Genomic DNA, 20921 nt, shown 5'->3' on the forward strand with positions numbered 1-20921 from the left:
CTAGCGCGGCATCGCCTGAGCCGTGGGGCCCTCGCGGCAGATCAGCAGCAGTGCCCGGTCGTCGTTGACGTCCTTCGCCACCGCCTCGATGAGGTGCCAGGCGGCGCCGTGGAAGCCGCCGGCCACATACCGGTCGGCCTCCCCCGTCAGCCGGTCGATGCCCTCGACTATGTCGCGGTCGGACGTCTCCACCAGACCGTCGGTGAAGAGCATCAGGACGTCGCCGGGACGGAGTGATCCCTTGACCGGGTCGAACTGGGCACCGTCGTAGACCCCGAGGAGCGGACCCTCCGCGGCCTTCTCCTCCCAGCGGCCGCTGCCCGCGCTGAGCTGAAGTCCCGGCGGATGACCGGCCGAGTAGAGCTCGTAGTCGCCGGAGTCGAGGTCCAGGACCAGGTGGATGGAGGTCGCGAAGCCCTCGTCCCAGTCCTGGCGGAGCAGATAGCCGTTCGCGGCGGGCAGGAAGGCGTGCGGGGGCAGCGAACCCAGCAGGCCGCCGAACGCCCCGGACAGCAGCAGGGCGCGCGATCCCGCGTCCATGCCCTTGCCGGAGACGTCCGTCAGGACGACCTCCATCGTCCGGCCGCCGTTCGTACGGGCCGCGACCACGAAGTCGCCGGAGAAGGACTGCCCGCCCGCGGGACGCAGTGCCATCTCCCGGTGCCAGCCCTGTGGCAGGTGCGGCAGCTTGCTCTGCACCCGGATGCGTTCGCGCAGGTCGAACAGCATGGTGCCGCCGCGCCGCCAGGGCACCCCGACCCGGCTGCGGAACTGGGCGATCAGCAGGCCGAAGAAGCCGCAGGCGGCCACGACCAGGACCACCCCCGGGGTGACCCGGGACGGTCCCTCGGTGTACGGCCCCAGCTGCACCGACTCCACGATCAGGGCGGTCGCGGCCGCCGCGTACAGGCCGAGCAGGCTCGCCGGGCGCAGCAGCAGGCCGCCGGCGACGATGGGCAGGACCAGCGCGGCCGGTGAGCACCACACCGAGTTCATCAAGGTGACGGCCGTGATCATCGGGACGGTCAGGAGCAGACCGGCGAGCGCGACCCAGTCCGAGCCGTCGCCGCGGAAGTAGTCCACGGCGCTTCTGCGCAGGCCGACGCGGACCCGGTGCCACTGCATCCTCAACCGGGCCGTGAACGTCTCGGCTTCCGCGCGCCGCTCTCGTCCTGCTGCCATTAGTTCGGGACCTTATCCGCCGAACCCCCTGCTTGGCACAGGAGGTACGACTTGTCCCCCGTGCGAGGTCCAACTTCACAGCGGTTCAAGGGCCGTACCCGCCCCGGCTCACGGCGGACCCGGCGTAATTCCCTCGCCCCTCCCGCAACACCCTGGTAGGCATGGTTCATGGGGACAGACTTGCGGGTGCTTCGGCAGGACGACTGGGCCAAGTGGTACGACAGCCTGATCCGCGCCTTCGGCGGGGTTCCGGAGTCGGCCGAGGAGCGGGAGCTGTGGCGTGAGCTCACCGAGCACGACCGCTCCATCGGCGTCTGGGACGGCGAGCAGTGCGTGGGGACGGCGGGGGCGTTCGGCTTCCGGCTGACCGTGCCGGGCGGCGCCTCCGTGCCCGCGGCCGGCGTCACCATGGTCGGCGTGGCCGGCACGCACCGGCGGCGCGGGGTGCTGACCTCGATGATGCGCCGCCAGCTGGACGACGTGCGGTCCTGGGGCGAGCCGCTGGCCGTGCTCACCGCCTCCGAGCCGGTGATCTACGGCCGGTTCGGGTACGGCGTGGGCACCTACCACGTCAACGTCGACATCGACACGACCCGGGTACGACTGTCCGTGCCGCCCGGCACCGACGACGTACGGCTGCGGTACGCGGCGCCCGCCGACGTGCTCGACGCGTGCGAGGCGGTGTACGCCCGGCTCGTGCCCCGGCGGCCCGGGATGGTCGCCCGGATCCCGGGCTGGGAGCGGCTGTGGCTGCTCGACCCGGAGAGCGAGCGGGGCGGTGCCTCGCCGCTGCAGTGCGTGGTCGCGGAGCGGGACGGGGAGGTCGTCGGCTTCGTGCGGTACCGGGTCAAGGCGGACTGGGAGCCGGCCGGACCCAAGGGCACGGTGGTGGTCTCCGACCTGGAGGCGCTGGATCCGGCCACGCACGGCGCGCTGTGGCGGTTCCTGTTCGACCTCGACCTCACCTCACGGATCGACGCCCGGCGGCGGCCGGTCGACGAGGCCTGGCAGTACCTGGTCTCCGACGTCCGCCGCTGCTCGCTGCTGGTGCGGGACTCGCTGCATGTGCGACTGGTGGACGTGGGGGCCGCGCTGGAGGCGCGGACCTATCAGACGCCGGTGGACGTGGTGTTGGAGGTCGAGGACGCCTTCTGCCCCTGGAACACCGGGCGTTGGCGGCTCAGCGGGGACGCGAAGGGCGCGTCGTGCGAGCGTACGACGGAGGCGGCCGATCTCGTCCTGTCCGTACGGGAGTTGGGAGCGGCCTATCTCGGCGGCGTGAGCCTCGCCGCGCTGGCGGGGGCCGGGCTGGTGCGCGAGGTGCGGCACGGGGCGCTGGCCGAGGCGGCGGTGGGGTTCGGGTCGGCGGTGGCGCCCTGGCTGCCGCACGGCTTCTAGGCGACGGCCGTCAGGGCTGCCCTCAGGGCGGCCCTCAGGGTTTCTGGCAGGCCGGGCACCAGAAGAGGTTGCGGGCGGCGAGATCGGCGGTGCGGATCTCGCCGCCACAGATGTGACAGGGCAGGGTGGCCCTGCGGTACACGTAGACCTCGCCGCCGTGGTCGTCGACGCGGGGCGGACGGCCCATCGCCTCCGGGGTGTGCTCGGGGCGGACGGTGTCGATGCGGTTGTTCCGCACGCCCTCGCGCATGAGCTCGACGAGGTCGGCCCAGATCGCGTCCCACTCGGCGGGGGTGATGTCCTTGCCCGCGCGGTACGGGTCGACGCGGTGCCGGAAGAGGACCTCCGCGCGGTAGACGTTGCCCACGCCCGCGATGACCTTCTGGTCCATCAGCAGGGCGGCGATCGTCGTACGGCTGCGGGAGATCCGCCGGTACGCGGCGTGCGGGTCGGCGTCCTCGCGCAGGGGGTCCGGGCCGAGGCGGTCGTGTATCGACTGCTTCTCGGCGGGGGTGATCAGGGCGCAGGTCGTGGGACCGCGCAGGTCGACGTACGCCTCGGTGTTCGCGAGGCGGAGGCGGACCGTGTCGGTGGGCGGGGGTGCGGGGGCCGGACCGAAGGCGACCTTGCCGAAGAGGCCGAGGTGGATATGGACCCAGTCGGTGTCCCGGAAGCCGAGGAAGAGGTGTTTGCCGTGGGCCTCGGTCTGGGTGAGTTCGGAACCGGTGAGGAGGGCGGCGGCGTCGGAGAACTTGCCCTGGGGGCTGGTGACGCGGGGTTCCGTGCCGGTGAAGGCTTCGGCGTAGTCCTGTGCCAGTCGGTGGATCGTGTGCCCCTCAGGCACGGTGGCTCCTCTTGTGCGTGTCGGGGGTGAGCGCCGGGTCTTTCTCGCCCCCGCCGCCCCTGCCCGTCCCATCCTCCAGGGGCGCTGCCCCTTCGACCCCGCAGGGGGCTCCGCTCCCTCCAGGGGCGCGGGGAACTGCGCGACCAGCCCGCACCGGACCCGCACCCGACAGCGAACCCCGCCGCCCGGCCGCCCCGCCGCCGGCGGCTACTGCTGCGGGTGATGCGCCGGGATCTCCGGCAGGTCGCCCGTCGTCTCGTAGGCGGAGAGCATGTCGATGCGGCGCTGGTGGCGCTCGTCACCGGAGAACGGGGTGGCGAGGAAGGTCTCGACGAACTTCGTCGCCTCCTCCGCGGAGTGCATGCGGGCGCCGACCGCGACGACGTTGGCGTTGTTGTGCTGGCGGCCCAGCGACGCGGTCTCCTCGCTCCAGGCGAGGGCCGCCCGGACGCCCTTGACCTTGTTCGCGGCGATCTGCTCGCCGTTGCCGGAGCCGCCGATCACGATGCCGAGGGAGCCGGCGTCGGCGGCGGTGCGCTCGGCGGCGCGGAGGCAGAACGGCGGGTAGTCGTCCTGGGCGTCATAGATGTGGGGGCCGCAGTCGACCACGTCGTGGCCGGCCGCCTTGAGCCAGTCGACGAGGTGGTTCTTGAGTTCGAAGCCCGCATGGTCGGAGCCGAGATACACGCGCATGAGATGAGTGTGACACGGCTGTTTCAGGGCAGCAGCCCCGGGTGTCGGCCAAGAAAACAGTGAACCCGGCAATGGATCCTCAAGGAAACCTCAAGTAACGATCTGGATTCAAAGGTTCACGAATTTCTTTGCCTCCGATTCACTGGACCGGCCCGTACACCGCTCGTACGGGAGCCCCCACACCCGGCACGAAGGAATTCCCCGTATGACTGGTCTCCAAGCCGGACTCAAGAACCGTCACCTCTCGATGATCGCCATCGGCGGTGTCATCGGAGCGGGCCTTTTCGTGGGCTCCAGCTCCGGTATCGCCACCGCCGGACCCGGCATCCTGCTGTCGTACGCCCTCGTCGGCACGCTGGTCGTTCTCGTGATGCGGATGCTCGGAGAGATGTCCGCCGCGAACCCGAACTCCGGCTCCTTCTCGGCGCACGCCGACCGCGCGCTCGGGCGCTGGGCCGGTTTCTCCATCGGCTGGCTGTACTGGTTCTTCTGGGTCGTCGTGCTCGCCGTCGAGGCGACCGCCGGTGCCAAGATCCTCGAAGGGTGGATACCCGCCGTACCGCAGTGGGGGTGGGCGCTGATCGTGATGGTGGTGCTGACCGCCACCAACCTGGTCTCCGTGGGGTCCTACGGCGAGTTCGAGTTCTGGTTCGCCGGGATCAAGGTCGTCGCCATCGGCGCGTTCATCGTCATCGGCCTGCTCGCCGTGTTCGGCGTCCTGCCGGGTGTCGACGCCGACCAGGCGGGGCTCTCCAACCTCACCGACCACGGCGGCTTCCTGCCGCACGGCCCCGGCGCCATCCTCACCGGCGTCCTGCTCGTCGTCTTCTCCTTCATGGGCAGCGAGATCGCCACCCTCGCGGCCGGTGAGTCGGAGGACCCGCAGCGGGCCGTGACCAAGTCGACCAACAGCATCATCTGGCGCATCGCGGTCTTCTACCTGGGATCCATCTTCGTCGTCGTCACCCTGATCCCGTGGGACTCCAAGTCCATCCAGGACACCGGTTCCTACGTCGCCGCGCTCGACTCCCTCGGGATCGCGCACGCCGGTCAGATCATGAACTTCATCGTGCTGACCTCGGTGTTGTCCTGCCTCAACTCCGGCCTCTACACCGCCTCCCGGATGGCCTTCTCGCTCGGCGAGCGGGGAGACGCGCCGAAGGCGTTCGCGCGGGTCAACGGCCGGGGTGTGCCGATGGCCGCGATCCTCGCGTCGGTGGTGTTCGGCTTCGTCGCCGTGTTCTTCAACTACCTCTCCCCCGACAAGATCTTCCTCTTCCTCGTCAACTCCTCCGGTGCGGTCGCCCTGTTCGTGTGGCTGGTCATCTGCTTCTCGCAGCTGCGGATGCGGAAGATCATCCAGGCCGAGGCGCCGGAGAAGCTGGTCGTGAAGATGTGGCTGTACCCGTATCTGACCTGGGCGACGGCCGCGCTGATCGTGTTCGTCCTCGGCTACATGCTGACCGACACGGAGCACGACGGGCGGGAGACCGTGCTGTTGTCGCTGCTCGTCGCGGCGGTGGTGCTGATCATCGCCGTGGTGAAGGAGAAGGTCGGACGCGGGCGGGCGGGTGCCGCGCGGACGGGTGACGTGACGGACAAGGTCTCCGTCTGAACGGATGTGTGAGCAGGGCCCCGTGGCGTGTGCCGCGGGGCCCTTTTCGTGTGCGTTTCCCGTGTGTGCTCACAGGACGGTGAAGCTGTCTTTCACACTCTCGTATGTCTTGAGGGCCTGTGTCTCGATGTCCGGCTGGTACCAGGTGTTGATCTGGTACGACTTGTCGCCCACGTTGAAGCCGAGCAGTTGGGCGTGCCAGGGGACGCCGCCGAGGGTGAAGGTGTACTCCCAGACGACGGCGGGGTGATCGCGGAACGTCGTCTCCTCCAGGCGGATCTTGCGGTAGTCCTGGCCCTGGTGGGCGTTCTGCTCGGAGGTCCTCCAGGTCTCCATCAGGTCCCCTCGGGCGAGGGAGGACTTGGCCGCGAGCTCCTGCTGTCCGTCCGGCGAGGTGTAGTGGACCTCGGCTCCCGTCTTCACGTCCCGCCGCCAGCCGGTGGGGGTCTTCCACGCGAATCCGCCGGCCTCCTCGTGTGCGCCGGGCGGGAGCGAACGGGGGCGGGCGGTGCCCTCGACGGTGGAGGACGGGGTGCCCCCGGGGGTGGAGGCGCCGGGTGCAGAGGAGGAAGCGGAGGCGGAGGCGGACGTGGAGCTGCCCGCCTTGTCGTCACCGGGTGCGCCGGACGTCGTGGCGAGGATGATCGCGACGACGACGGCACCCGCGGCGACCATGCTTCCGGCGGCGACCAGGGCGGTCCGGCGCCGACCCCTGCGGGGGCCGAGGAGTTCGCCCGGGGGTATGCGGTGCGGGTGGGGGCCCAGGATCAGGGCGGGGTCGGGATCGGGGTCCCGGCCGGGGCGGGGTTGTGCGGGGGCACCGGGATCGGTACGGGGGCCGGCGGCGGGTTCGTCGCTGCCGGAGCCGGGGTCGGCGGTACCTCGCGACCCCGATGTGGGGGCGGGACGGGCGAGGTCGGGGTGGTGGGGCCGACGGTGGGTCGGCGGTACCGGACCGACACGGGTGGGAGCGGAGGCCGCGCGCGTGGGGGTGTCCCGGGTCGGCGCGTCCGGCATCGGGAAGTGCTCCGTGGGGACGCCCGCCGCGAGGGAGTCCTGGGTGGGAGCGCTCGCGAGGGGCGTACTGGTCGTGGTGGCACCTGCCCGGAGTACGGCTCCCCCGGAGTTCCCGGGCGGCGTCTCCGACCGAACCTCCGAACGCTCCTCTGAGACAGCCTCGGTGGAGGCACTGGCGCGATGGTCGGCCGACGGCTCGAACGGCTCAGCAGGGACGCCGAGTTCGGAGTTCGCGGCTACGGCCTCGCCGACCGCGTCTGCCGCCTCCGGGGGCGTGCGCTCTGCTCCCGTGCCGTCCGGGGGCGAGGCCAATGATCCCGTCCCGTCCGGAGCCGAGCCCTCCACTCCGGCCACGCCCGGGGCCGAGCCCCCGAACCCCGCCACGTCCGATGCCCTGTGCTCGGAGGCCACGGCATCCGAGGGCTCCGTCCCCTGGGCGGCAGACCGAGCGCCGTCGAACGACGAGCCCGAATCTCCGGCGAGACCCGCCTCCGAGGGCCCATGCCCAGGCGGTACGGCATCCGACGGCTCCACACCCCCGACCACAAACCCGGACTCCGCCGACGCTGAGCCCGAGCCTCCGGCAACACCTGCCCCCGAAAACCCACGCCCAGGCAACACAGCACCCGACGGCTCCGCACCCTCGGCCCCAGACCCAGACCCGTCAACCGCCGAGCCCGAACTCCCGGCACCACCCGCACCCGAAGACCCACGCCCGGGAGGCACGGCATCCGACGGCTCCACACCCTCGGCCACAGAGCGAGATTCCGCCGGGGCGCCACCCGCACCCGAGAGGCCCGGCACCGCATCCTCCACCTCGGCAGGCTCACCCGTAGCCGCCTCGGTCTCCGGCTCCGGCACCCGCGGATCCCGTACCGCCCGTACGACCCGCGTGTCCAGGTCGGCCGGTGTGGGCGGCCCCTGCTCTGTCCGCCGCGCCGGCGGGGCTTCCGACGAGCCCGGTTCGGCATCCGACGTGTCCGTTGACCCGCTGGGCGGCCCCGGTGGAGTACCCGACGCCTCCGGCGGAGTTGCCGCGTCCGGCGACACCGACACGTCCGGCGCGTCTTCCCGCACGTCGCTCGGGGCTCCAGGCGAGTCCGGTGTTCCCGAGCCGTCCGGCGCACCGGGTCCCCCCACAACCCCTGAAGCCCCCGCCGTCTCGGAAGCTTCCGGCCCCCTCGGATCCCTGGGGTCCCTCAGCTCTCCCTGGACCCACGCCGGTGCAGAGGTTCCCGCTCGCTGCGATGTCGATTCCGGTGCCGCCTCCGACCGCCGCGCCCCGTCAGCCTGTCCGGACTCCGCCACCCGCGCAGAGTCCCCCTGTCCTCCAGCCGACGCCTCCCGCCCCGGGCCGGTCCAAGTCCCGGCGCCGGATCCAGCCCCCCGCTCCTCGACCTCCCACTCGTCACCAGCCCCACCGGCATCTCCATCCGACTCCCCCTGCTCCCCCTGTCCCCCCACCCCGACGTCTTCCCCCGCCTCCATCCGCAAAGTCGGCGTAGGCGCCGGGAACGCCACCGTGTGCAGGGCCGATTCCGCCTCGTCCAGGCTCGGGCGTATCGAGGGGTCCTTCTCCAGCAGGGCCGTGAGGATGTCCGTCAACGGGCCCGCAGCCGCGGGGAGTTCCGGCTCCTCGTAGAGGACGGCGTGCAGCGTGGCCAGGGTGGTGTCGCGGGAGAAGGGGGAGCGGCCGCCCAGGGCCGCGCACAGGGTCGCGCCGAGGGACCAGATGTCCGACGGGGGGCCCTGCGGGCGGCCGGAGACCCGCTCGGGGGCCATGTAGTCGGGGGAGCCGACAAGCATGCCGACCATGGTGAGCGCCTTGGCGTCCTGCATCGCGGCGATGCCGAAGTCCGTCAGCACGATCCGGCGGCCGGTGCGGTCGCCGGACTCCACCAGGACGTTCCCGGGCTTGATGTCCCGGTGCAGGACGCCCCGCGCGTGGACCTGGCGCAGGGCCCGCACCAGCCCCAGGCCGAGGAGCGCCGTCTCGCGTGGGCCGAGCGGGCCGTCCTCCACGGTCATCCGTTCCAGGGAGCGGCCCTTGACCAACTCCATGACGATCCACAGGCGTTCGCCCTCGTCCACGACGTCGTAGACCCGTACGACGTTGGGGTGGTCGATCCGGGCCGTGGCCCTGGCCTCGCGCAGGGTCCGTTCACGGCGGGTGCGGGTGTCCTCCGCGTCGAGGCCGTCGATCCGCATCTCCTTGACCGCGACCTGCCGGTCGAGCATTTCGTCGGCGGCCCGCCACACCCGCCCCATTCCCCCCTGGCCGATACTCTCGACCAGGCGATAGCGCCCTGTCACCAGAAGCCCTGGTACTCCGCCGCGCCTCGCATTTCCCGTGTCTCCCGTATTCCCCGGCAATCCGCTGCACCCCCTCAACGATGTCCCGAGTGGAACACAATGGTCACACTTCGCGCCGTACCAGCATAGTGCGGAGAAATCTTGTGGTACCTCTTCAAGTACTGCGAATTCAGGCGCAGCCAAGGGGGGCGAACATGAGTTCTCGTCGTATGACGACCATTGCAGGATCGCTGGTCGCGGCATCTTTCTCGACGGTGATGATCTTTTCCTTCACCGCGAGCGCGGACGAGGGACCCGCCAGCAGCAAGGGGGGAAAGGCCGTTGACGAGGCGCCGGCCGGGGTGAAGCTGACGACGACACTGCCGGAGAAGATCTCCGTCGACAACAGCTCGCAGAAGACCGACCTCACGGCCGGCGTGAAGAACGACGGGAGCAAGGACAGCGGAAAAATCAGGCTCTTGGTCGTCGGTTTCGACGGCATGACGGTCAAAAACGTTCAAGGCTGCTCTCCGATGGAAGAAAAGGATCTGCCGGAGGGCTCGAACAGCGGTTTCGTCTGCCCCATCGACAATCTCGCGGCCGGTAAGTCGAAGTCGTACGCCGTCGACGCCACATTCGATCTCAAGAAGACCGGAAAGATCTGTCTGCCGGTGCAGACCGGCGACGGGAAGAAGACGTTCTGGCAGCAGGGCCCGGTTCCGTTCGGTACGACGAACCCGTCGCCGAACGCCCCGGCCACCCCGCTGCTCCTGGGCACCGACAACAAGCCGGTGGCACCGGGCGGGGACGCCCCGAGCGAGTTGCCGAAGACCGGCGCGGAGCGTGAACTGCTGCCGCTCGGGGCCGCGGGCGCCTCGCTGATGGCGGCGGGCATGGCCGGGCTGTGGTGGTCGCAGCGGCGGCCGCGGCGCACCGTCTGATCCGGAGGGGGGAACCGGCGGAGACCGGCAGAAAACCTGCGAAAGACCGGCTGGAGGCATAACCTGACGGAAGCTGTCAGGTTATGCCTCCAGCATGTCCGGCATGAACAGCTCGATCCACGACGAAGTCACCAGTTTCCAGACCGGGTTCGCCCTGCGCCCCGACCTCGTGTTCCCGGTCCGCTCCCCGGACGACGTGGTCGCCGCCGTGCGCCGCGCGGCCGACGCGCGCCTGCCGGTGACCGTGCTGGCCACCGGACACGGACTGCCCGGCGCGGTGGAGGGCGGCGCGCTCATCAGCACCCGGCACCTGGACCGGGTGACCATCGATCCCGGGACCCGTACCGCCCGTGTCCAGGCGGGTGTCCGCTGGGGGCAGGTGGTCGAGGCCGCCGCGCCGTACGGGCTCGCTCCGCTCAACGGTTCCGCACCGGGCGTCGGTGCCGTGTCGTACACGCTGGGCGGCGGACTCGGCATCCTGGCAAGGGAGTTCGGCTATGCCGCAGACCACGTCCGCTCCCTCGACGTGGTCACCGGGGACGGCCGGCTGCGGCAGGTCACCGAGGGGGACGAGCTGTACTGGGGCCTTCTCGGCGGCGGTCACCGCCTCGGGGTCGTCACCGAGCTGGAGATCGGACTCGTCCCCGTGCGGAGGCTCTACGGCGGTTCGCTCGCCTTCGACGGCCGCGCGGTCGATCCGACGGCCCTGCTGCGGGCGTACGAGGAGTGGACCAGGACCGTACCGGACACGCTGACCTCGTCCTTCGCCGCCGTACCGTATCCGGACCTCCCGGCGCTGCCGCCGCACCTGCGCGGGCGGTACGTCGTCTCGGTCCGGGTCGCGTACACCGGCACCGACGGGGATCGACTCCTCGCCCCGCTGCGGGAGTTCGGCCCGGTTCCGGCGGACTCCCTGCGCGAGATGCCGTATGCCGAGAGCCGCACCATCCACAGCGACCCCGATACCCCGCACAGCTACTACGGGGACAGCGCGGTGCTCGGCGAACTGGACGTGGAGCGGGCCGGTGAGCTGCTCGCACGGACGGGGCCCGGCTCCGGATCCATGGTCGTCGTACAGCTCAACCACCTGGGCGGGGCGCTGGCGCGGCCGGCGCCGAACTCGGTGCCGTACCGCGAAGGGCGTTTCCTGCTACGGCTGTTGACCGGCGGCGGGCGTGAGCAGGCGCGTGCGCTGCTGGACCCGGCCTTCGATCTCCTCGCGCCCGTCACTCTCGGCCGTACCGTCAACTTCGCCTTCGGGGCCGGGGACCGGACCGAAGGGCTGTACGACGCCGAAACACGCGAGAGGCTCGCCGAGTTGGAGTCGCGGTACGACCCGGCGAGCCTCTTCAGGAGGGACGTCAGCGCTTGACGAGCTTCCAGGCGGTGGGCAGCACGCCCATCGCGAGGGCCGCCTTGAGGGCGTCGCCGAGCAGGAAGGGCGTGAGGCCGGCCGCGACGGCGGCGGACAGCGACATGTCGGCGGCGTAGGCGAGGTACGGGACGCCGACCGCGTAGATGATCGCCTCGCCGACCAGCATGGCACCCGCCGTCCGCCACACGTTCCGGTCGGCGCCGCGGCGGGCCAGGGCGCCGACGGCGGCGGAGGCCAGGATCATGCCGAGGATGTAGCCGAAGGAGACGGAGAACCCGGAGGTGCCCTGGGCGAACCACGGGAGCCCGGCGAGGCCGGCCAGCGCGTACAGGGCGAGGGAGGCGACACCGCGGCGGGCGCCGAGGGTCGTGCCGACGAGCAGCGCGGCGAAGGTCTGGCCGGTCACCGGCACCGGGGAGCCCGGCACGGGCACCGAGAGCTGCGCGGCGAGGCCGGTGAGCGCGGCGCCGCCCACCACGAGCGCGACGTCCCGGACGCGGGAGACGGGGATCAGGTCGGCGAGGACCTGGCCGGTGCGGACGGGGGCGACGGCGGTGCTCATGGGGACTCCGCGGGTGTGAACGACAGGGGAACACGGTGACGCTATCCCGGCGCCCTCCGGCCGATCACCGTCAACGGTCGACAAAGCCGGGAACAGGGGCTTGGTGGGCTCCGGACAAAGAGTGTGGGTTACACCCGGTCCGGCGTGACCCATGTCACTGAGGTGAGGTGGCCGGGGCGACAGAGGCCCTGTTCCCACGGCTGTGGGGAATCACCAAACGAACCCTAGTGGTCTGGTCGGATTCACCATTCCTGACCTACCCTTCCAGGCATGGTCGCCCAGTCCCGGTACTTCTCGTCGCGTCGCCACGTCGATCTGCGACGCGTGGGCACGGCTGTCTGTCGCCGTCCGGTGTGAGACGGGTCCCGGCCCGCCTCACCCTCCGAGACGTGTCGGCCCCCGTTACCGAGGACGGTCTTCCATGCCCCGCACCGCGGCACCCCCGGTCCCTGTCCCTTCCACCGCCCGGCGCCGGACGAGCGCCAGCGTCGTCCTGCGGTCCGTGCTGGAGCACGGTCCTGTGGCGCGCAGCACCATCGCCCGGCTGACCGGGCTGTCCCCGGCGTCCGTGACGGACTACTGCTCGCGCTTCACCGAACTCGGCCTGATCCGGGAGTCCGAGACGCCCCGGCGCTCCCAGGGTGTGGGCCGGCCCCATGTGCCCCTGGACCTCGACGAGTCACGGTTCGTCGTGGGCGGGGTCCATGTGGCCGTCCCCTATACGACCGTGGCGCTGCTCGATCTGCGCGGCCGGGTGGTGGCCGTACAGGAGCTCCGGCACGCCGGGACCGACGGCGCCGGTGGCGGTGCCCGTGGCGGTGGCGGTGGCGGCGCCGACGCGATCCTGGCGCGGGCCGCCGACGGGCTCGCCGCGCTCCTCGCCCGGTCCCCGCGGCTGCGCTGCCTGGGTGTCGGCTTCGCGGCCGGCGGCTGGGTGGACCGGGACTCCGGGACCGTCGTCGAGCACCCCCTGCTGGGCTGGCACGAGGTGCCGGTGCGGGACGTGCTCGGCGCCCGGACCGGCCTGCCCGTCCATGTGGACGGCCACGCGCGGGCGTTGGTCAACGCGGAGCGGCTGTTCGGGCGGGCGCGCGGCAGCCGGAGCGTGCTGCACCTGTTCGTCGGCAATGTGGTGGACTCGGCGTTCGCCACCAACGACGAGGTGCATCACGGGCCGCGCTCCCAGGCGGGCGCGATCGCCCATCTCCCGGTGCCGGGCGGCACCGAGCCCTGCGACTGCGGGCGGACCGGATGCCTGCAGGCCGAGCTGAGCGAGCGGACGCTGTGCCGACGGGCCCGGCGGGCGGGGATCGTCGAGGGCGTGAACCCGATGCACGTGGTCGCGGCGGCGGCCGCGGGCGACCCGGTGGCGGCACGGCTGCTGACCGAGCGGGCGGGCGCCGTGGGGCGGGCGGTGCGGCTGCTCCTCGACGTGCTGAACCCGGAGACGGTCGTGGTGACCGAGCTCGGCATCCTGCACCGGGAGGACTGCCTCCGCGCCCTGCGCGAGGGTGTCGGTGACGACCGCGCGGCTTCCGTCATCCCGTCGAGTTTCCCGGATTCCGTCCTTGCCGTGGCGGGTGGTTCGGTGGCGCTCGACGTGCTGTACCGAGATCCGTTGGCCGCGTCACCTGAGGTTATTTAATTCAGAAACTCCGAATGTTGACAGAGGTTCCCCGGGACCGCGAACATCCTGTTCATGAGCCCGAACCTGCACTGTCGCACCCTTTGTTGCTGACACGTTGCCCCGTGTGACGCGCTCATTTCCCCTGCTTGAACGCATTTCTGCGTGACTTTCTCCTGCACTGATTAAGGGAGTTCTCCCATGCCCTATTCCCGCACGTCCGGCATCGACCGGCGGCTCTTCCTCTCCTCGGTCCTCGGCGCCGCGGCCGGTGTCGCCGGCCTCAGCGGCTGCGCGGGCAGCAGTGCCGCCGCGGCCGGCGAGGACGACCTGTCCGCCCCGCTCGCCGCCAAGGTCCCGGCCGGCACGAGCCTGAAGATCGCCTCGTACTCCGGCACCCAGCAACTACAACTGAAACTCGGCAGGTTGGGTGATCCTCCGTTCAAGGTGACGAGCTGGGCCAATATCAGCGCCGGCCCGGATGTCATCAACGCCTTCCGTTCCGGCTCCCTCGACGTCGCCAACAACGCGGGAATCCCGCCGATCCAGGCGCATTTCCAGGGATTCGACGCGAAGATCGTCGCGATCAACATCACCCGCAAGCCGAACTACCTCTTCGCCACCAAGCCCGGCAGCGACATCCGCACGGTCGAGGACTTCAAGGGGAAGAAGCTCGCGTTCTCGCAGGGGCAGGCCCAAGGAGTGGTCCTGCTGCGGGCGTTGAAGAAGGCCGGGCTCGCCTACGACGAGGTGAGGCTGGTCCCGCTCACCAGCAACCAGTTCCTCACGGCCCTGCAGTCCGGCCAGGTGGACGTGGCCCCGCTCGCCAACAGCCAGGCGCCCGCCTACCTCCAGCAGTACGAGGCCAAGGGCGCCCACGCCATCACCACCGACGTGGTCGACCTGCTCAACCTGCTGTGGGCGCCGACCTCCGTGCTGGGCGACCGCGCGAAGGCCGCCGCGGTCGCCGCCTACATCCCGTACTGGGCCAAGGGCCAGGTGTGGACGTACGAGCACCCCGACATCTGGAACGAGGAGTTCTACGTCAAGACGCAGAACCTCACCGCCGCCCAGGCGAAGTCCGTCACCGCGCTCGCCAACAAGCCGCTGTTCCCGCCGAGTTGGGACGAGGCGATCAAGTGGGAGCAGGAGACCGCGGATCTGCTGGCGGAGGGCGGCTTCGTAAAGAAGTTCGACGTGGGCGAGCTGTTCGACCACCGCTTCGAGGGCATCGCCGCGAAGTCCGTACCGGCGGAGTACCAGCGGTGAGCGCCGTGACCACGACGGTCGCCGTCGCCGCCCCCGAGGTGAGCACAGAGGTCCGCAGGCGCCGCCGGCTCTCCCCCGGCCGGCGACTGCCCGCGGCCCGGCTCGTCGGGCCGGTCCTCCTGCTCGCCCTGTGGGCCGCCGCCTCCGCCGCGGGACGCCTCGATCCGGCCGCGGTCCCGGCGCCCTGGACGGTGGTGCGGACCGGCGCCCATCTGTGGACCGCCGGAACGCTGCCCACCGACATCCTGACCTCGCTCGGGCGGGCCGCCTCCGGCTTCGCGATCGGTCTGGGGGCCGGTGTCCTGCTGGCCCTGGCGGCCGGGCTCAGCCGGACCGGCGAGGCGCTGATCGACGGGACGGTGAACCTCAACCGGGCGATCCCCACCCTCGGTCTGATCCCGCTGTTCATCCTCTGGCTGGGCATCGGCGAGTCCTTCAAGGTCGCCATCATCGCGATCGTCGTCTACATCCCGATCTATCTGAACACCCATGCCGCCCTGGCCGGCATCGACCACCGCTACGTCGAACTCGCCGAGGTCCAGGGCCTTTCGAGGTTCGCCTTCGTACGGCAGATCGTCATCCCCGGCGCGCTGCCCGGATTCTTCGTGGGACTCCGGCTCGGTGTCACCGGCTCCTGGCTGGGCCTGGTCGTCCTGGAGCAGATCAACGCCACCAGCGGACTGGGCTACCTGATGTTCCAGGCCCAGAACTACGGCCAGAGCGATGTGATCCTCGTCGGTCTCGTGGTCTACGGCGTCTTCGGCCTGGTCTCCGACAGCGCGGCCCGACTCGTCGAACGGAGGGTGCTGTCATGGCGCCGCACACTGAGCAGCTGACCCGGCCGGCCGTACGACTGCGGGGCCTGACCCGGTCGTTCGGCGGGCGTACGGTCCTCGACGGCGTCGACCTCGACATCCCGGCCGGCCAGTTCGTCGCCCTGCTCGGGCACAGCGGCTCCGGCAAGAGCACGCTGCTGCGGGCGGTGGCAGGGCTGGACCACGAGGTGGTGGGCAGCGGGCAGCTGACCGCCCCCGAACGGGTGTCCGTGGTCTTCCAGGACTCCCGGCTGCTGCCCTGGCGACGGGTGCTGGACAACGTCCTGCTGGGCACCGACGGCGAGGACAGGGGACGGGAGGCACTGGCCGAGGTGGGTCTCGCCGGCCGCGAACGCGCCTGGCCCAACGAACTGTCCGGCGGCGAGGCCCAGCGCGCAGCTCTCGCCCGCTCGCTGGTCCGTGAACCCGAACTCCTGCTGGCCGACGAGCCGTTCGGCGCCCTCGACGCGTTGACGCGCATCAGGATGCACGCGCTGCTGCGGGAGCTGTGGAAACGCCACCAGCCGTCCGTCCTGCTCGTCACCCACGACGTGGACGAGGCGATCGTGCTCGCCGACCGGGTGCTCGTACTCGAAGAGGGCCGTATCGGCCTCGACCTGACCATCGACCGTCCGCACCCGCGTTCCTACCGGGATCCCCTGCTGGGCGAGTACCGCGAACGACTGCTGACCGCGCTCGGCGTCACGGAGGACCACGCATGACCGCACGACGGCTCCACCTCAACGCGTTCCTGATGACCACCGGCCACCACGAGGCCTCCTGGCGGCTGCCCGAGAGCGACCCCTTCGCGCACGTCTCCCTCAACCACTACGTCCACCTCGCCCGGATCGCGGAGCGCGGGACCTTCGACTCGCTCTTCCTCGCCGACGGACCGCAGCTGTGGAGCAGCCTCGCCCAGCGGCCCGCCGGTGCGCTGGAACCCCTCACCCTGCTGACCGCGCTGGCGACGGCCACCGAGCACATCGGACTGATCGCGACCGCCTCCACGTCCTACAACTCGCCCTACAACCTGGCCCGGAAGTTCGCCTCGCTGGACATCATCAGCGGCGGCCGGGCGGGCTGGAACATCGTCACCACGGCCGGCGCGGAGGCCGCCCGCAACTTCGGTCTGGACGCGGAGCCCGCGCACGCCGAGCGGTACGCGAGAGCCGCCGAGTTCCTCGACGTGGCCCTCAAGCTCTGGGACAGCTGGGAGGACGACGCGATCGTCGGCGACAAGGCGGCCGGCGTCTGGGGCGACGACGCGAAGATCCACCCGCCCCGCCACCGGGGGACGTACTTCAGCGTGGAGGGCGCCCTCAACGTGCCCCGCACGCCCCAGGGTTACCCGCTGCTCGTACAGGCGGGTTCCAGTGAGGACGGCAAGGACTTCGCGTCCCGGTACGCGGAGGCCGTGTTCACCGCCCAGCAGACCATCGAGGACGCGCGGGCCTTCTACGCCGACCTCAAGGCACGGACCTCAAGAGCGGGTCGCGACCCCGAGCACATCAAGGTGCTGCCCGGAATCGTCCCCGTCATCGGCGCCACCGAGGCCGAGGCGCTCGCGAGGGAACAGGAACTGGAGGACCACATCGTGCACCGGCACGGCGTGGCGAACCTTGAGCGACTGCTGCAACTGCCCGCAGACACACTGGAGTTGGACAGACAGCTGCCCGCCGACCTGCCGCCCGAGTCCGCCGTCGAGGGTGCCAAGAGCCGCTACACGCTGGTCGTGGAGCTGGCCCGGCGCGACCGGCTCACCGTGCGGCAGCTGATCGGACGGCTCGGCGGCGGGCGCGGTCACCTCACCTTCGCCGGCACACCCGAGCAGGTCGCCGACGCCATCGAGACGTGGTTCACGCAGGGCGCCGCCGACGGCTTCAACATCATGCCCGCGGTGCTCCCCTCGGGTCTGGACGCCTTCGTCGACCACGTCGTCCCGATCCTGCGCGGCCGCGGCCTGCTCCGCACGGAATACGGCCCGCGCCGGACCCTGCGGGAGCGCTACGGCCTTCCCCGCCCCGCCAACCAGCACGTCCAGCCCGCCTACGTCTAGGAAGGACCCTTCCCATGTCCGGTATCGAGATCCGCAAGGTCACCGCGAACATCGGCGCCCAGGTCTTCGGCGTCGACCTCGCCAAGCCGCTCGACGAGGAGACGGCCACGGCTCTCCGTGACGCCCTCAACACCCACAAGGCGCTGGTCTTCAGCGACGTGCACCTCGACGACGAGGGCCAGCAGGCCTTCGCCCGGCACTTCGGCGAACTCACCACCGCCCATCCGACCGTGCCCGCCGTCGACGGCGCCCCGAACGTCCTGCCCGTCGACAGCGAGGGAGGCCGTGCGGCCAACCACTGGCACACCGATGTCACCTTCGTCCTCAACCCGCCCCAGGCCAGCACCCTGCGCAGCCTGACGATCCCGCCGTACGGCGGCGAGACCCTGATCGCCAACTCGGCGGCCGCCTACCGGGATCTGCCGGAACCCCTCAGGCGCCTCGCCGACGACCTGTGGGCCGAGCACACCAACGACTACGACTACGCCGTACCGGAGGAGACGCTGGACGAGGAACAGGCCGCCCGGCGCGCCCAGTTCACCTCGATCAAGTTCCGCACGGCCCACCCCGTGGTCCGCGTCCACCCGCTGACCGGTGAACGGGGGCTGTTCATCGGCGGGTTCGCGCAGCGGATCGTCGGCCTGTCGACGGGTGAGTCCCGCAAGCTCCTCGACCTGCTCCAGTCCTACGTCACCCGCCCGGAGAACCTGCTGCGCCACCGCTGGTCGGAGAACCAGCTCGTCCTGTTCGACAACCGGATCACCCAGCACTACGCCGTCGACAACTACGACGGTCTGCCGCGCCGGCTGCACCGGGTGACCGTCGCCGGGGACGTCCCGGTGGGCATCGAGGGCAAGGAGAGTTACCCGATCCAGGGGGACGCCTCGCACTACACGGCCGTAGCCGCGTAGTCACCGTCCGTCCCGGACGGGTCCGCATCGTGGGCGGTCTCCCCTCTGACCAGGGGAGACCGCCCAGACTGTGGGCGTTTTCGCCCGTCTCACGCACTGGACGAACCCGCCCATGCCCAGCACCACCGTCAAGACCCCACAAGGGTCCGACGCCTCCCTGACCCACGGCCTCAAGCAGCGCCACCTGTCGATGATCGCCCTCGGCGGGGTGATCGGCGCCGGACTGTTCGTCGGCTCCGGCGCGGGGATCGCCGCCGCCGGCCCGTCGATCGTCCTCGCCTACACGCTCTCCGGCCTCCTCGTGATGCTGGTGATGCGGATGCTCGGCGAGCTGTCGGCCGCACACCCCTCCTCCGGCTCCTTCTCCGCGCACGCCGAGCGGGCGTTCGGCCCCTGGGCGGGCTTCACCGTCGGCTGGTCCTTCTGGATCCTGCTGTGCACGGCCGTGGGCCTGGAGGGCATCGGCGCCGCGAAGATCGTGACCGGCTGGCTCCCGGGGACCCCCGAGTGGGCCTGGGTGGCCCTGTTCATGCTGGTCTTCTGCGGCACGAACCTGGCCGCGGTGAAGAACTTCGGCGAGTTCGAGTTCTGGTTCGCGGCCCTCAAGGTGGCCGCGATCGCCCTGTTCCTGATCCTCGGAGTGCTGGCGATCGCCGGCGTCCTGCCCGGTACGGACGCGCCGGGCACCGCGAACCTCACCGGCCGAGGGGGCTTCTTCCCGGGCGGCGGCGAGGGCCTGGTCGTCGGCCTGCTCGCCTCCGTCTTCGCGTACGGCGGCCTGGAGACGGTCACCATCGCGGCCGCCGAGTCCGAGGACCCGGTGCGCGGGGTGGCGAGCGCGGTCCGTACCGCGATGTGGCGCATCGCGCTGTTCTACGTCGGCTCGATGGCGGTCATCGTCACCCTGGTCCCGTGGGACGCGCGGGCGGTCGTGGAGAAGGGGCCGTACGTCGCCGCCCTCGACGAACTGGGCATCCCGGGAGCGGGCCGGCTCATGAACGTGGTCGTCCTCGTCGCCCTCCTCTCCGCGATGAACGCCAACGTCTACGGCTCCTCCCGCATCGCCTACTCCCTGGTCGAGCGGGGCCTCGGCCCCGGCGCCCTGGGCCGCGTCCACGGCGGTGTCCCCCGCCTCGCGGTCCTCGCCTCCAGCGTCTTCGGCTTCGTCTGCGTGGTCCTCAGCCACTGGCGCCCCGACGACGTCTTCTCGTGGCTCCTCAACATGATCGGCGCGGTCATCCTGGTCGTCTGGGCCTTCATCGCCGTATCCCAGCTGCGGCTGCGCCGCGCGCTGGAACGCGAGGCCGCCGAGCGACTGACCGTGCGCATGTGGGCCTTCCCGTACCTGACCTGGGTCGCCCTGGCCGGCATGGCGGCGATCCTCGTCCTGATGGCCCGGGAGCCTGCCACGCGGGTGCAGCTGTACTGGACGGGCGGCCTGACTCTGGTCCTGGCGGGTGCGGGACACGCGTGGCAGAAGGCGCGCGCCGGCCGGCGGGCGGAAGCCCCCGCGAGGACGTGACTCGCGGGGGCTTCCCGGGTTCGGTCAGGCCTTGCGGGCCAGGCCGCCGTGCTGGCCGATCGGGGCCGGGACGGTGTCGCCGTCCGGGCGCCACAGCGGGACCGACACCACGCCCGGGTCCACCAGCTCCAGTCCCTCGAAGAACGCCTCGATCTTGTCCACCGGACGCAGGAAGTAGGGCACCGCGCCGGTCTCGTTGTAGGCGTCCTGGGCGTGCTCGTAGTCCGGGTCGGTGCCGCGGGAGCCGTCGTTGATGCACAGGTAGCTGCCGGAGGGCAGGCCCGCCACCAGCCGGCCGACCAGTTCGCGGGCCAGGTCGTAGTCGCCGACATGGCCGAGGATGCCGCTGAGGATCAGGGCCGTGGGGCGGGTGAGGTCGAGGGTCCGGGAGGCGGCCTCCAGGATCTTCTCCGGCTCGTAGAGCGTCAGGTCCTCGTACGCCGTCTCGCCCTCCGGGGTGGAGGTGAGCAGGGCGCGGGCGTGGGCGAGGACCAGCGGGTCGTTGTCGACGTAGACGATCTTCGATTCGGGGGCGCTGCGCTGGGCGACCTCGTGGGTGTTGTCGACCGTGGGCAGCCCGGTGCCGACGTCCAGGAACTGGCGGACGCCCGCCTCCTCGACGAGGTACCGGATGCTGCGGCCGAGAAAGGCGCGGCTGCTGCGGGCGATCGTGACGATGCCGGGGAAGACGGCCGTGTAGGCGTCGCCGGCCGCTTCGTCGACGGGGTAGTTGTCCTTGCCGCCGAGCCAGTAGTTCCAGATCCGGGCCGAATGCGGCACCGAGGTGTCGATCTCCGTCATGTTC

Annotated in this window: 17 protein-coding genes and 1 pseudogene; 12 read left to right on the forward strand and 6 right to left on the reverse strand. The window is 71.1% G+C overall.

Features of this window, described 5'->3' with window-relative positions; genetic code table 11:
• Window positions 1-1182, reverse strand: coding sequence for a PP2C family protein-serine/threonine phosphatase (locus H293_RS0102990; protein ID WP_028807498.1), 1182 nt, complete (start codon window positions 1180-1182; stop codon window positions 1-3).
• A 168-nt stretch (window positions 1183-1350) separates the two neighbouring features.
• On the opposite strand from H293_RS0102990, the gene H293_RS0102995 reads away from it, so the two are divergent.
• The gene (locus H293_RS0102995; RefSeq protein WP_028807499.1) at window positions 1351-2580 is read left to right on the forward strand and encodes a GNAT family N-acetyltransferase; all 1230 of its coding nucleotides are present in this window, start codon (window positions 1351-1353) and stop codon (window positions 2578-2580) included.
• Window positions 2581-2614: 34 nt separating this feature from the next.
• Here H293_RS0102995 and H293_RS0103000 read toward each other — a convergent pair whose 3' ends face one another.
• Both H293_RS0103000 and H293_RS0103005 read right to left on the reverse strand, forming a co-directional pair.
• A complete protein-coding gene (locus tag H293_RS0103000) occupies window positions 2615-3424 on the reverse strand; it encodes an Fpg/Nei family DNA glycosylase (RefSeq protein WP_020116393.1) in 810 nt (269 codons plus the stop codon).
• Between the two features lie 207 nt (window positions 3425-3631).
• Entirely contained in the window at window positions 3632-4117 is a 486-nt protein-coding gene (locus H293_RS0103005) for a ribose-5-phosphate isomerase (protein ID WP_020116394.1), read from the reverse strand.
• Between the two features lie 205 nt (window positions 4118-4322).
• Between H293_RS0103005 and H293_RS0103010 the strand changes: the two genes are divergently transcribed.
• Window positions 4323-5732: an amino acid permease gene (locus H293_RS0103010; protein WP_020116395.1), complete on the forward strand. Its 1410-nt coding sequence runs from the start codon at window positions 4323-4325 to the stop codon at window positions 5730-5732.
• 2514 nt (window positions 5733-8246) lie between these two features.
• Here the strand turns inward: H293_RS0103010 and H293_RS48965 are convergent.
• Window positions 8247-9017, reverse strand: a pseudogene (locus tag H293_RS48965) (serine/threonine-protein kinase); the annotation flags it as partial.
• A 239-nt stretch (window positions 9018-9256) separates the two neighbouring features.
• On the opposite strand from H293_RS48965, the gene H293_RS0103020 reads away from it, so the two are divergent.
• Together H293_RS0103020 and H293_RS0103025 are read left to right on the forward strand one after the other, a co-directional pair.
• Window positions 9257-9982: an LPXTG cell wall anchor domain-containing protein gene (locus H293_RS0103020; RefSeq protein WP_028807500.1), complete on the forward strand. Its 726-nt coding sequence runs from the start codon at window positions 9257-9259 to the stop codon at window positions 9980-9982.
• A gap of 94 nt (window positions 9983-10076) precedes the next feature.
• Window positions 10077-11354 carry an FAD-binding oxidoreductase gene (locus H293_RS0103025; protein WP_020116398.1) on the forward strand — a complete coding sequence of 426 codons (1278 nt, stop codon included), beginning with the start codon at window positions 10077-10079 and terminating at the stop codon, window positions 11352-11354.
• Here the strand turns inward: H293_RS0103025 and H293_RS0103030 are convergent.
• Window positions 11344-11919: a biotin transporter BioY gene (locus H293_RS0103030; protein WP_020116399.1), complete on the reverse strand. Its 576-nt coding sequence runs from the start codon at window positions 11917-11919 to the stop codon at window positions 11344-11346. The two genes, H293_RS0103025 and H293_RS0103030, sit on opposite strands and share 11 nt — an antisense overlap.
• Before the next feature lie 270 nt (window positions 11920-12189).
• Between H293_RS0103030 and H293_RS61560 the strand changes: the two genes are divergently transcribed.
• The 8 genes from H293_RS61560 (at window position 12190) to H293_RS0103065 (ending at window position 20116) form a co-directional block, all read left to right on the forward strand.
• Complete coding sequence (locus H293_RS61560; protein WP_353963568.1) at window positions 12190-12276, forward strand: putative leader peptide; 87 nt, start codon at window positions 12190-12192, stop codon at window positions 12274-12276.
• Between the two features lie 64 nt (window positions 12277-12340).
• The gene (locus tag H293_RS0103035; protein WP_020116400.1) at window positions 12341-13564 is read left to right on the forward strand and encodes an ROK family transcriptional regulator; all 1224 of its coding nucleotides are present in this window, start codon (window positions 12341-12343) and stop codon (window positions 13562-13564) included.
• 180 nt (window positions 13565-13744) lie between these two features.
• Window positions 13745-14812 carry an ABC transporter substrate-binding protein gene (locus H293_RS0103040; protein ID WP_020116401.1) on the forward strand — a complete coding sequence of 356 codons (1068 nt, stop codon included), beginning with the start codon at window positions 13745-13747 and terminating at the stop codon, window positions 14810-14812.
• Complete coding sequence (locus tag H293_RS0103045; protein ID WP_020116402.1) at window positions 14809-15648, forward strand: ABC transporter permease; 840 nt, start codon at window positions 14809-14811, stop codon at window positions 15646-15648. The genes H293_RS0103040 and H293_RS0103045 overlap by 4 nt, the downstream gene beginning before the upstream one ends.
• Complete coding sequence (locus H293_RS0103050) at window positions 15624-16349, forward strand: ABC transporter ATP-binding protein (RefSeq protein ID WP_020116403.1); 726 nt, start codon at window positions 15624-15626, stop codon at window positions 16347-16349. The genes H293_RS0103045 and H293_RS0103050 overlap by 25 nt, the downstream gene beginning before the upstream one ends.
• A complete protein-coding gene (locus H293_RS0103055) occupies window positions 16346-17683 on the forward strand; it encodes an LLM class flavin-dependent oxidoreductase (RefSeq protein WP_020116404.1) in 1338 nt (445 codons plus the stop codon). Before H293_RS0103050 ends, H293_RS0103055 begins: the two co-directional genes overlap by 4 nt.
• Before the next feature lie 14 nt (window positions 17684-17697).
• A complete protein-coding gene (locus tag H293_RS0103060) occupies window positions 17698-18594 on the forward strand; it encodes a TauD/TfdA dioxygenase family protein (RefSeq protein ID WP_020116405.1) in 897 nt (298 codons plus the stop codon).
• 112 nt (window positions 18595-18706) lie between these two features.
• Window positions 18707-20116, forward strand: coding sequence for an amino acid permease (locus tag H293_RS0103065; protein ID WP_020116406.1), 1410 nt, complete (start codon window positions 18707-18709; stop codon window positions 20114-20116).
• Between the two features lie 24 nt (window positions 20117-20140).
• Here the strand turns inward: H293_RS0103065 and H293_RS0103070 are convergent, their stop codons facing one another.
• A complete protein-coding gene (locus H293_RS0103070) occupies window positions 20141-20917 on the reverse strand; it encodes an SAM-dependent methyltransferase (protein ID WP_020116407.1) in 777 nt (258 codons plus the stop codon).
• Between the last annotated feature and the right edge of the window lie 4 nt (window positions 20918-20921).

It is taken from the genome of Streptomyces canus 299MFChir4.1 (genome assembly GCF_000383615.1).
GTDB lineage: Bacteria > Actinomycetota > Actinomycetes > Streptomycetales > Streptomycetaceae > Streptomyces > Streptomyces canus_C.